Annotated in this window: 10 protein-coding genes; all 10 read right to left on the bottom strand. The window is 50.0% G+C overall.

Annotation, left to right across the window (positions count from 1 at the left end; genetic code table 11):
* Window positions 1-224 precede the first annotated feature (224 nt).
* Window positions 225-1,649, bottom strand: a complete 1,425-nt coding sequence (gene glnA / locus AC0LWN_RS25080; protein WP_458964887.1) for a type I glutamate--ammonia ligase — start codon at window positions 1,647-1,649, stop codon at window positions 225-227.
* Window positions 1,650-1,931: 282 nt separating this feature from the next.
* On the bottom strand, window positions 1,932-2,978 hold the full coding sequence (gene aroF / locus AC0LWN_RS25075; protein WP_474670183.1) for a 3-deoxy-7-phosphoheptulonate synthase: 1,047 nt from the start codon (window positions 2,976-2,978) through the stop codon (window positions 1,932-1,934).
* Window positions 2,979-3,278: 300 nt separating this feature from the next.
* Window positions 3,279-4,235, bottom strand: a complete 957-nt coding sequence (locus AC0LWN_RS25070; RefSeq protein WP_474670181.1) for a 4-hydroxy-3-methylbut-2-enyl diphosphate reductase — start codon at window positions 4,233-4,235, stop codon at window positions 3,279-3,281.
* 59 nt (window positions 4,236-4,294) lie between these two features.
* Window positions 4,295-5,743, bottom strand: coding sequence for a sensor histidine kinase (locus tag AC0LWN_RS25065; RefSeq protein WP_474670179.1), 1,449 nt, complete (start codon window positions 5,741-5,743; stop codon window positions 4,295-4,297).
* A 2-nt stretch (window positions 5,744-5,745) separates the two neighbouring features.
* Window positions 5,746-6,435 (bottom strand): response regulator transcription factor, encoded by a 690-nt coding sequence (locus AC0LWN_RS25060; RefSeq protein ID WP_474670177.1) that lies wholly within the window; start codon window positions 6,433-6,435, stop codon window positions 5,746-5,748.
* Window positions 6,436-6,546: 111 nt separating this feature from the next.
* Entirely contained in the window at window positions 6,547-8,208 is a 1,662-nt protein-coding gene (locus AC0LWN_RS25055; RefSeq protein ID WP_474670175.1) for a S1C family serine protease, read from the bottom strand.
* A gap of 699 nt (window positions 8,209-8,907) precedes the next feature.
* Window positions 8,908-9,561 carry a response regulator gene (locus AC0LWN_RS25050; RefSeq protein WP_474670173.1) on the bottom strand — a complete coding sequence of 218 codons (654 nt, stop codon included), beginning with the start codon at window positions 9,559-9,561 and terminating at the stop codon, window positions 8,908-8,910.
* A gap of 45 nt (window positions 9,562-9,606) precedes the next feature.
* Window positions 9,607-10,662, bottom strand: a complete 1,056-nt coding sequence (locus AC0LWN_RS25045; protein ID WP_474670171.1) for a HAMP domain-containing sensor histidine kinase — start codon at window positions 10,660-10,662, stop codon at window positions 9,607-9,609.
* 2 nt (window positions 10,663-10,664) lie between these two features.
* Window positions 10,665-11,756 carry a cell wall-active antibiotics response protein LiaF gene (gene liaF / locus AC0LWN_RS25040; protein ID WP_474670169.1) on the bottom strand — a complete coding sequence of 364 codons (1,092 nt, stop codon included), beginning with the start codon at window positions 11,754-11,756 and terminating at the stop codon, window positions 10,665-10,667.
* Between the two features lie 223 nt (window positions 11,757-11,979).
* Window positions 11,980-12,120: a hypothetical protein gene (locus AC0LWN_RS25035; protein WP_474670167.1), complete on the bottom strand. Its 141-nt coding sequence runs from the start codon at window positions 12,118-12,120 to the stop codon at window positions 11,980-11,982.
* Window positions 12,121-12,165 lie beyond the last annotated feature (45 nt).

Below are 12,165 nucleotides of genomic sequence, written 5' to 3'. Positions count from 1 at the left end.
GTACCTCAGGCCGTGCTTTTGCCCCCGGCTTCCTTCAGATTCCACCTCGCGATGGACACCCTTGCCCTTGGCTAACGGTAGGCGCTTGCCAGCCCCCGCTCGGGACTTTCACCCTAGAGATGACGCCCATGCTGGGCGTACCCACAAAGAAAAAGACAGCGAAATTCGCTGTCTTTTTCTTATAATACTTATAATAAAAAGTTATCTCTTATATTGCTGCAATCTTATACATCGAAGTACAGGGAGTATTCATGCGGATGTACACGAATGGCAACCGCTTGAGCTTCGGAACGTTTCAGAGCGATGTAGTTATCAATGAAGTCCTTAGTGAATACGCCGCCTTCTGTAAGGAATTCAAAATCAGCTTCCAAAGCATCAAGTGCTTCGTCCAGTGTACCTGGAACGCTGCGGATTTTCTCCTTGTCTTCATCAGACAATTCGTAGATGTTCTTGTCCAGAGGACCATATCCCAATTCGATTGGGTTAATCTTCTTCTTGATTCCGTCCAGTCCAGCCATCAGCATTGCCGAGAATGCCAGGTAAGGGTTAGCTGTGGAGTCAGGTGTACGGAATTCGATACGACAGCCCTTAGGTGTCACAGCAGCTACCGGGATACGGACTGCAGCAGAACGGTTACCTTTGGAGAATACCAGGTTAACCGGTGCTTCGTAACCAGGAACCAGACGTTTGAACGAGTTGGTGCTTGGGTTGGTCAGCGCGATCAATGCCGGAGCATGATACAAGATACCGCCGATGTAGTTCAGAGCCATCTCACTCAGGTTGGCATATCCGCCTTTTTCGTAGAACAAAGGAGAGTCGCCGTTGAAGATGGATTGGTGAACGTGCATACCGCTACCATTATCGCCGAACAGCGGTTTTGGCATGAAGGTTGCTACTTTGCCGTACTGGCGTGCAGTGTTCTGCACAATATATTTATAAGTGAGGAGGTTGTCAGCCGTTTTCTTCAGGGTGTCAAAACGGAAGTTGATTTCCGCTTGGCCTGCAGTTGCCACTTCATGGTGATGACGTTCGATTTCAAGGCCTGCTTCACTAAGCAGACGGCACATTTCACTGCGGATATCCTGCTGGGAATCCACTGGTGCTACTGGCACATAACCGCCTTTAACAGCTACTTTGAATGCCATGTTGCCGCCTTCGTCTTTACGGTTAGTGTTCCAAGCCGCTTCTTCGGAATCTACGAAGAAAGAAGAACTGTTCATGCCGCTCTCATAACGAACATCGTCAAAGATAAAGAATTCGGATTCAGGTGCGAAGAATGCTGCTGTACCTACACCGCTTGCTTGCAGGAATTCTTCAGCTTTTACTGCGATACCGCGTGGGTCGCGCTCGTAACGTTCGCCATCAGGTGTGAAAATATCGCACATAATGTTAAGCGTCGGATGAGCTGTAAAAGGATCGATGTATGAAGCGTTCGGATCAGGCATCATTACCATGTCTGATTCTTCAATACCACGGAATCCTTTGATGGAAGAACCGTCGAATGCAACACCATTCACAAATGTTTCTTCTTCAACTGCAGATGCAGGAAGCGAAATATGGTGGGCACGTCCACCTAAATCTACAAAACGAAAATCCACCCACTCGATATTGTTCTCTTTGATCGTCTGCAACACTTTTTCAACCGACATGAATAAATTCCTCCCCAAATTCCGAACATTAGGCCGCTCACAGTATCAAATGTTCTTGTTTTTAATTTTTTGCTGTTGTCATTATAAATCCCGAACCTAACATCGTCAATGCTTATGTCAGGTATTTCTTGCAACAATGTAAGATATTCTAACGCTTTCGTGAAAAATGATTATTTAGGCCAAACAAGTGTCATATTCACCCTGCCATGTACAAAAACAGTCCTCTTCCCCCGCCCGAAAGCAGGATAGAGGACCGGTACAATGCCCTTTGTGAGCTGAAATTTATACAATCGGAGCTGCTTCAAGCGAATCGGAGAACTTGCGCCCCACAAGCGGAGCCAGCTTCTCCAGGTCTCTCAGCAGGTTGTCAAATTGATCTGGGAACAGCGATTGCACACCATCACCTGTCATGGAATTATCCGGATCGGTATGCATTTCGATAATCAGTCCGTTCGCTCCTGCCGCAACCGATGCCTTAGCCATCGGCTCAACCAGCTCACGCCGTCCTGTTCCGTGACTCGGGTCAGAAATAACCGGAAGATGGCTCAAGCTCTGGAGTGCAGGGATGGCAGACAGGTCAAGCGTATTGCGGGTGTAGGTTTCAAAGGTACGGATACCGCGCTCGCACAGCATAACATCGCGGTTGCCGCCGGCGAGAATGTATTCCGCCGCATTCAGCAGCTCATCGTAAGTCGCACTGAAGCCGCGTTTGAGCAGCACAGGCCGTCCGCAGGTTCCCAGCTTGCGCAGCAGGTCAAAGTTCTGCATATTCCGTGTGCCCACCTGCAGAATATCCGCATGCTCCGCACAAATATCAACGTACTCCGGTGTCATAACCTCCGTGATGGTCAGCAGGCCATGACGTTTTCCGGCTTCCGCCATCATCGTAAGACCTTCTACACCTACCCCTTGGAAGCTGTATGGACCGGTCCGGGGCTTGAAGGCTCCGCCGCGCAGAACCTGGCCGCCGGACGCTTTGACCAAACGGGCAATCTCATCGATCTGCTCCGGTGATTCCACGGCGCAAGGTCCGCCCATAATAACAAGATTCTCACCGCCGATCTTCACGCCGCGGATATCAATAATAGTATCCTCAGGATGGAAGTCACGGCTGGCCAGCTTGTAGGACTTGGAGATCTTCACTACGTTCTCCACACCCTTCATCTGCCGAAGATGCTCGGCCAGCTTGGGAGTAACCCCGCCGACAAGACCGATTACGGTATGATCCGCACCCCGTGAGAGATGAACCTGCAGCCCTTCTTTTTCAATTACAGCAATTATCTCATTAACCTGCTCCTGCGGTGTCTGATTAGATGTTATTACGATCATATTATAGCTCCCCTTCTGGACAAAAATTCTTAAATTGGCACTAAAAATAATAAACACTATTTCGCTACGACGCGTGTACGCTTTTAAGCGCTAAAGTAATATTAACTCATTAAGCTGTATTAGTCAATCTGTATTCCTCTGCAATCCCTGTATTGTGTCCATATTATGGCTAATCTTGTCCACTTTCTTCAGGAAGCTTCTCACTGTATTTCCAGCTCAATATATACCAAAAAAGCACACCCCCCCCTAAATTGGGAGTTGTGTGCTTTCTAATATAAATAAGTACAGTAGCTAAAAAAATCAGGTAGCGCTTGCGCTCTTGCCCTTCACCGGCGGCAGCAGCTTGGACATGTTCACGGTACGCTTGATTTCCCAAGTTTCGGGAAGGGCAGGATCGTACTGCTCCAGGTAGTTGATTACTTCCTTGGTAATTGGCGTAGGTGTAGAAGCACCGGAGGTTACCCCGACCTTGGTAATTCCCTGCAGCCATTCCGTCTTCATCTCCGACAGATCGGCGATACGGTGTGCGGGCACACCGGCAATTTCCTCCGACACCTGGGCCAGGCGGTTGGAGTTGTTGCTGCGCGGATCGCCGACAACGATGACCAGATCACACTGACCGGCCTGCTCCGCAACAGCTTCTTGGCGCACTTGAGTAGCCATGCAGATCTCGTTATGCACCTCTGCGCCGGGGAAAGCTTCCAGCAGTTTCTTCATAATATGCTTGATATCCCACTGGCTCATAGTGGTCTGGTTGGTGATGACGATACGCGAAGAAGGAATCGACAACCCGGCGATCTCCTCTTCCTTTTCAATCAAGTGAACATGCTCAGGCGCAATGCCGACAGCCCCTTCGGGTTCCGGATGACCTTTCTTGCCGATATAGATAATCTCGTAACCCTCTTCTACCTTCTCCTTGATGAGATCATGCGTCTTGGTAACATCCGGGCAGGTGGCATCCACTGTGGTCAGCCCTTTCGCCCGGGCCAGCCGGCGCACCTCCGGCGATACGCCATGAGCGGTGAAGATCACTGTGCCGCTGTCCACTTTATCCAGAATATCAAGACGGTTATGCCCGTCAAGCGTAATAATTCCATCGTCCTCGAACGAATTGGTGACATGGCTGTTATGCACAATCATGCCGAGTATATAAATCGGCCGGGGCAAATCAAGATTTTGCGCGGCCTGCCGTGCCATTACCATGGCATCGACGACGCCATAGCAATAGCCCCGGGGAGAAATTTTTATGACTTCCATGAATTCACCGGCTTTCTGCTGTCGTTGACTGCTGTAATAGGACCATTTCTAATTATACCCTATTCCAGAGGCGGAGCAAAGAGAAGCGGGAGCCAGATCACAAAGGTGGTCCCCTCGCCCTGGCGTGTAACCACCTCTACAGAACCGCCGTGCTCATCAATAATCCACTTGGCAATCGACAGCCCAAGACCGATTCCTTCCGTAATTCCTCTCGATTCATCAGCGCGGTAAAAACGGTCAAAGATATGCGGAACCTCGTCCTTATCCATTCCGATGCCGGTGTCCGAGATACGAATGCCCACCTGGTTCTGGTAAAACACAGCGTCCAGCGTAACCTCGCCGGATGGAGTGTATTTGAAGGCATTGTCAATAAAAATAAACATCATCTGCTGCAGATAATCCTTATTGCCGACAATATATTTGCCATTCAAATGGCTGAGGTCTCCTACGGACCATTCCGCCTGCCGCGGCAGGAAGGACGCTCTGCGGGCCACTTCGGTCATCATTGGCTCCAGCGCCACCGGCTCAATGTCAAACGTCCGTCCGGTATCGGCCCGGGCGAGCGACAGCATATCGCCTACAAGGCGGCTCATGCGCTTGGATTCGTCGGCGATATCCTTCACCGATTCAATCGACAACTGGCGGATTTCCGCCTCTGTCATCCGGCTTTCGGCCGGGTCCATCTCCCAGACCTTTTGCAGCAGATCAATATTCCCGCGTATTGTTGTAAGCGGTGTCCGCAGCTCATGCGAAGCATCAGATACAAAGCGGCGCTGTGTAGCATAGGAATCCTCCAGCTCTGTATAAAAGCCTTCCATCCGCCCAAGCATGCTGTTGACCGTCTGAATCAGCCGTCCGATCTCATCCTGCGGTCCGTCATATACGATACGTGAGCTAAGATCGGTTCCGGTCTGAATGCCGTTTGCCGCTTCAATGACTTTGCCGATGGGGCTCATTGCTTTACGGGCCAGGAACAGACCGAAGGTAAAGGCCGCGATGAGGGTGGCGAAGGAACCGACCATCAGGATGTTCTTCAGATTCAGCATCAGCCGGTCCTGCTCGCCCACATAGGCTGCTACCTGAAGCACTCCGGGCAACGTGTCCGGTCCGTTTGGAACATCCACAGCGATCTGATACATCAGAAACGGATTGCCATCGTAACTTGTCCGTAAAAATCCTTGCTGATGCTTGATAGCATCCCGATCGGGAATTTTGAACTTAAGACCCATGTTCTCCATATTAATGCTTGGGATCAACGCCTTGGCATCATAAACATATATCTGAGCATACAGATTCTGTGCTTGAATTCCTACAAGGTTGAGTTTCAGTGTGCCATCTATGTTCCAAGACTGCTTGAGCTGAACTTGAATCGACTGTTCTTTTAACCGTTCCTTTATATCGCCATAAGTATTAAAATACACAAATCCGTAAATTGCGGCTGATAAGGCCAGCAGCATAACGGCCAAAATCCCTGAATACCAAGCAGTCAGCCGCAATCGTATTGACATATTTAGTCACCTCTTAGGATGTAACCGGCTCCCCGGATCGTCTGAATCAGTCTTTTGCCGCCGTGCTCCTCTGTTTTCTGGCGCAGCATAGCAATATACACTTCAAGCACGTTGGATTCCCCGCTGTAATCATAGCCCCAAATCTTGTCCATGATCAGATCGCGGGACAGCACCCGCTTCGGATTTTGCATGAACAGATGCAACAGCTCGAACTCCTTCGCAGTCAGCTCCAGACGTTTGCCGCCGCGGGCAACCTCACGCGAGTCAACATCCAGTGTAATATCCTCATAGGAAACTGCCTGCTCTGAGCCGCCGCCTCCCTGCTCGCTCTTGCGGCGCAGCAGCGCGCGCACCCGGGCCAGCAGCTCCTCCAGTGCAAACGGCTTCACTAGATAATCGTCTGCACCTAAATCAAGCCCTTTTACCCGGTGCTCAATTTCATCCTTGGCCGTAAGCATGAGTACAGGCACCGTGCTGCCGCCTTCGCGCAGACGCCGGCACACCTCAAAGCCGTCCACCTGCGGCATCATAACATCCAGCACAACCACATCCGGATCACTGTTCAGTACAGCGCGCAAGCCATCCGCTCCATTGGACGCAGTCTTTACGTCATAACCCTCAAAGGCAAGACCGCGGCGCAGCATGGAAATAATCTTTTCATCATCATCAATAATCAAAATATTCGGTCGCATCCAGCAGCCCCCATTGTTAAAATCGTATATCTCTATTGTATCATGATTACAAGCCTGTGCAGCAAAAACGGAAGGGTCTCCCCTTCCGCTCTTCACTTCACTGTCCGGTACTTACTGCCGCTGAGTTTGCGTCGTGTTGAAATCATTTTTGTTGCCGATGGTAATCGGAAGATCAAGATTTTTGCCGTCACGAACGACGTTAAGGGTTATTTTGTCGCCGACCTTCAGCGTTTGGATATATTTGATCAAATCCTGGTTCGTTGCATATTTCTTGCCGTTTACTCCTGTGATGATATCGTAAGGACGGAGATCAGCGATGTAAGCAGGCGATTTGAAGATAACCTCGGCAACCACGGAACCTTCTTTGATATTAGTTCCCATTTGTTTGGCTACCTCATCCGTAATGGTCATAAGCGATGCGCCGATGAATGGTACGGGTTCTTTTGGAATTGCCTGATTGGCTTCCAGCTTGTCAACCACTTGTTTGATGGTGTTCACAGCGATGGCAAAACCAATACCTTGCGAATCCGTGCTAACAGCTACGTTCATTCCGATGACCTGACCGTTCAGGTTCAGCAGCGGACCGCCGGAATTCCCGGGGTTGATGGACGCATCGGTCTGCAGCAGATTTTTGTAATTGCGTGTGCCGCTGCCGTCTTCTTCATTAATATCAATGCTGCGGTCTTTCGCGCTAAGCACACCGGCTGTAACCGTGTGGTCGAAGCCCTGCGGATTGCCGATAGCTACTACTTCGGAGCCTACCTTGATGCTGTCCGAATCACCAAGCTGTACCGTCGGGAAGTCTTTTCCTTCTATCTTCAGAACGGCCAAATCCAGGTCTTTGCTGGAGCCGAGCAGTTTAGCTTCATAAGGCTTAGTGTTGCCGTCTACCGTTACTTGGATTACATCGGCATTATCTATTACGTGCTGGTTAGTCAAAATATATCCGGCTGAATCATAGATGAAGCCTGTTCCAATCCCGTAAGGAGTGAGCTGGGAACCCGAGCCTGAATTCGACTGTGAATCCGAATTGTTGGACCCGGAAGAGTTGCTTCCGAATTGATCACCGAAGAAGAATTGCGAGAAAGGATCGCTCAGATTCGGATTGTTTGAGCTTCTGCTGGAATTCGTTTTAACCAGTGTCTCAATTTTGACGACTGCAGGTCCAACAGCATCTACTACTTTCGAAGCATCCGTTGTTCCAGTGAGCAGTGTTGTCGTTGATGTTGCAGGTGTAACGTTCGCACTTCCGTTAGCTGTCTTTGCCGCTGTATTTGACAACGCCGGTGCAGCCACCGGATCTCCTGTGAACCAGTTGCCGCGATCCGCCATGAACATCGAACCCGAAAGCACGATCATCCCGGCCAGAAAAGAAATCAATACCGCTTTTACAGGCTTCTTGGGCTTGTGATTGTATTGCCAGCCGTTGCCGCCCTCCGAGCCGTTGCCGCCGTTACCTCCGCTTCCGTTGCCGTTGAAGCCCGTTGTGCGGAGCGAAGTGTTGTAAGGAACTGGTCTGACTGGCTGCGGCGGGGTAACTTCTACGCGCTCTGGTTCCCGGCGGTTGTAGTGCTGCGCATCGTCTGTATTCGTTTCATCGTTGTTCAAGGATTTAAAAGGTCCATAGGAATAATAGTAGGATGAACCTGCTTCAGGCATTTCATTATTATTGCTGTTTGTATTGTTATCCCATTCCCGATTCCGATCCGGTGACGGTTCATTATCACGATTGAAGTTGTTCTCACGATCAAAGCTGTTTTTGTTGTCGTCCATGTTTTTCTTTCCTCCCGCACCCTGCCGTCTCTGGCAAGGAAGTAATTTGTTTTCATGGTCCTATTGTGTACTTTGAACCTTAAGGTCACATTAAAAACAATTTAAACGGAGATAAAAGATGAAAGTGGGTGGGGGGGCCCTAGTGTTAGGTTCCACCGCTGTTGAACTCTTGTTCCCTGAACTTACCCTTGCGGGTGGAACAAGAGTTCAAAGGCGGCCGTAAACTTTCCACTCTGACACTAGGGCCCTGGGCAGGGAAGCAGGGATGGAACATTCGCTATTGTAATCGCGAATGGATATGGAGGGGGACGCTACGCTCCCCCTAAAAACTTAAAAAAAGCCCGAGCGCATAAAACGCGCCGGGCTGGAATTAAAAACTTTACACTTATAAGGTAAATAGTAGATGAGACATTCGAGCAAAAGAAGCTGCAGAAGGCTTCTTTTTCCTTAAGTTAGTTGTACTTCGTACATTTAAAACAGCAAGTATTGCCGCATCCGGCAGGTTAATTGTATTTCGTACATCTATATTTTCCAAATTGCTCAGTAAAGGGCTTATGCTCAGGATTTAATGGTACAGAATACAGTTAGAACGAAATAATAGCTGAATTCACGCGAAATAGCTGCACGAACTACAATTAGATGTTTATGAGCCTGGGTAGTTCATCTGGCAAACTACTTGATCTCACCGCATACGGCTCATTAACCCTGTGCCCAGCCCTTCCGGTGGGCGTATATCGCCAGTTGAGTACGGTCATCCAGCTCGCATTTCATCAGCAGGTTGCTGACATGCGTCTTCACCGTCTTGATGCTGATGTGCAGCTCCTCACCGATGTCCTTATTGGTTTTGCCTTCAGCAATAAGCAGCAGCACTTCCTTCTCGCGTTCGGTCAGGCCGGAGGAATCACCCTGCACGGTACGCTGGCGGATGCCCCGGGTCAGGGCCTGGGAGACATCGCCGGTCATTACCGGCATGCCGCGGAATGCCCCTTGCAGCGCGTAGATCAGCTCCTCGGCAGAGACGGTTTTGAGCACATAGCTGACCGCGCCGGCTTCGATGGCATCCACAACGAGATCATCCTCCAGAAAGCTGGTGAGAATGACAATTTTGAGGCCCGGAAATTCCGCCAGCACTGCCCGCGTAGTCTCTGCTCCGTTCATCACCGGCATCATCAGGTCCATCAGCACCAGATCAGGCAGGGCGTCATGTCCCCACTCGCGCAGCATGCCCAGTGCTTCCTGGCCGTTCGCCGCCTCGCCAATCACCTCAAACATTGGGTCCAGCATTAAATATGTTTTGAGGCCCATCCGAACCATATCATGATCATCCACAAGCAGCACTTTTATCATACTCATGTTCTATCTCCCCTAAATTTTATCATACACTAGTTCTGTTCATGCTCAGGCCTCCGCAGAATCAGCATCGTCCGGCTCCGGGTTCCCCTGCACAAATTTCGGTATATGTACGCGGATTGTAGTTCCCGCTCCCTTGCGGCTGATAATCTCCACTTGACCGCCGAGCTTTTCCGCACGTTCCCGCATAGTAGTCAGTCCATAGGAGCCCTGCTTATGCTGCACATGCTCGAAGCCCTGCCCGTCATCGCTGATGCTCAGCACAACCTGCCTCGGCACTTCACGCAGCGATAAGCTGACCACGCGCGCGCCCGCATGCTTAACAATATTCGCCATGGATTCCTGAATAATCAGGAACAGCTGGTGCTCAATCGCTTCGGACAGCTCGCCTTGCAGCTCCAGCTCCTTGACACCTTTGAGTCCGTTCTGACGGCAATAATCCGGGAACCATTTTTCGAGCGCCTCAAATAGATTGCGGCCTTCCAGCTCAACCGGACGCAATTGGGCAATCAGTGCCCTCATCTGCTTTTGTGCCATTTGCGACATGGTGATCAGTTGATTCATGACCGTCTGCCCATGCTCCGCATTCCGCTCCAGCACTTTAGGCAGCGAAGAAGCGGACATATGAATCGCAAAAAGCTGCTGGCTCACCGTATCATGCAAATCCCGGGCCATTCGCCTCCGCTCTTCAAGCACCGCGCTCTCCGCTGCCTTTTCCTTCTCGATCACTTCCTGCTCGCCCAAACGCTGCAGAATCTGCATCTTATTCTCAACCGTATCCATCATCATGTTGAACTCATGATACACTCTTGCAAACGACTGGTCATCGCTCTCCGGCATCCGCACGGAAAGATTGCCTTTGGCCACCTGCAGCATATTCAGGTCCAGATGATCAATCCGCCGCTGAATCCGCTGTCCGGCCATATAACCGATCACCACTGTGAACAGCACAATCCCAAGGCAGAGATACAGCCACATGCGGTAATCCTGAACCTCGATATAGCCAAGGCAGGTCCCGACATACATAATTCCGGCGGTCACTGCGCCGCTAAGCAGAAAATATACCAGCAGCATCCATTTGGTGTTGCTTAATAATCTCCCCATGCTTAACCTACCGTTTTGACTTTAACGTCGCCAATGAAGGCACTTACGTTAATACGGATTTTTTTGCCTGCTTCCTTATAATAAGGCGTCTTGCATTGCACACTGCCCATGAACCCGCTGCGCGACTGATCCAGCACCTGCATATCCCCGATAAAAGAGCTGCTGTGCACTGACACGCCAAGATCCATATCTTCTGGAATGTACACCTTGATATCGCCTACAAAAGCAGAAATATTAATCTTCGTCTCGCCGTAAGCAATTTGCGCATTCGTAAGGTCCAGTACCGTATCACCGATAAACTGTGAAATATTGGTATTCTTCAGTTGAAAATGCTCCTTGCCCATATGGACATCCCCAATAAAAGCCGAACGATGCGTCGATTCCTTAGGATCGCCCGATTCATGGAACTCCTCATGCCACTCACCGTGTCTGCGGCTGTGACGTTCATGCCGTTCCTGGCGTCTGCGCTCATGGCGCTCACGGTTTTCCTGCCAGCGTAATTCCCTTGCAGAATGGAAATGGCCTTTCTTGCCCTGATCTTCTTCCTCGTCATCCTCATCTTGCTTGTGTAGATATTCATTCCAATCCCGCTTTTCAGCCGGTTTGCCGAATTTCTGCTCGAACTGCTCATCCAGCGTGGATTCCAGCGGCTTAGGCGGTTCAACATTTTCGGTGCCTTTGCCTGGACCAGGCGGGTAGAAGCTTGGCGGTGTAGGCGGCGCTGGAGGAACAGGCGGAGTCGTGCCCCGGGGCTTAAAGATAACAAACAGCCCGCCACCGATCAGCATCACCGGAATAAGCAATTTGAAGAATTCGCTTGCGGAAACATCGAACCAATCCAAATTGCGCCCCAAGAAAAATAGCCCGATAGCCAAAAAGAAAAATCCTCCAAGCATAGATGAAAATCTTGCGCCGCGATCATCCGTGGATAAAAAACGCTGCACTCCCATTATAATAAGAATAACCGGCCAATAGTCCGCGAACAGTGAGCCTATATTAACGTCGGTATAGCCCATCTGTCTAAGCAGGAACAGCGCTCCCAGTCCGATTAGGATCAGTCCCCCAAGGATCTGGCTGGTGAACCGTCTTTTCATCCTTCATTTCCCCTTTTAGTTAATGTAAGTCATCCTTCTTCACTCTTATAGCCTTAGTGTACAGGAAGTTGCCTGCCGAGAACAGCGACGAGAGAAGGAAACTCGACTCAGTCTCGGGACGGAGAGAACAAAAACAGCATAAATAGAAAAAGAACTGCCTCCTGCAGCTAAATAGCTGATAGGAAACAGTCCTTGTCTGTCAGCAGTTGCCTGCTTCACAGCATTATTGCTGCGGTTTTTGCGCCGGTTTGGAGAGCGTATTGCTGCTCTGTTTGGTCATAACATCATTTTCAGCAGCAAACTCCGCATTAAATTTTTCATTCGGTGTTTTATAGTTTTCTTGTACCTTTGGTTTCTTAGCCACGGAATCTTCACCTCCCTTTTCTCTCATAGGAAGAGGCCGGTGCTT

The organism is Paenibacillus sp. sgz302115, from assembly GCF_056120445.1.
Note: the sequence above shows the minus strand (reverse complement) of the source record. Positions and strands in the feature narration are given on the sequence as shown.

Coding starts and splice junctions, on each gene's coding strand:
- AC0LWN_RS25045 (WP_474670171.1), bottom strand. CDS start 10,662: ATGGGGAGATTATTAAGCAACACCAAATGGATGCTGCTGGTATATTTT.
- aroF (WP_474670183.1), bottom strand. CDS start 2,978: ATGATCGTAATAACATCTAATCAGACACCGCAGGAGCAGGTTAATGAG.
- AC0LWN_RS25055 (WP_474670175.1), bottom strand. CDS start 8,208: ATGGACGACAACAAAAACAGCTTTGATCGTGAGAACAACTTCAATCGT.
- glnA (WP_458964887.1), bottom strand. CDS start 1,649: ATGTCGGTTGAAAAAGTGTTGCAGACGATCAAAGAGAACAATATCGAG.
- liaF (WP_474670169.1), bottom strand. CDS start 11,756: ATGAAAAGACGGTTCACCAGCCAGATCCTTGGGGGACTGATCCTAATC.
- AC0LWN_RS25060 (WP_474670177.1), bottom strand. CDS start 6,435: ATGCGACCGAATATTTTGATTATTGATGATGATGAAAAGATTATTTCC.
- AC0LWN_RS25065 (WP_474670179.1), bottom strand. CDS start 5,743: ATGTCAATACGATTGCGGCTGACTGCTTGGTATTCAGGGATTTTGGCC.
- AC0LWN_RS25070 (WP_474670181.1), bottom strand. CDS start 4,235: ATGGAAGTCATAAAAATTTCTCCCCGGGGCTATTGCTATGGCGTCGTC.
- AC0LWN_RS25050 (WP_474670173.1), bottom strand. CDS start 9,561: ATGAGTATGATAAAAGTGCTGCTTGTGGATGATCATGATATGGTTCGG.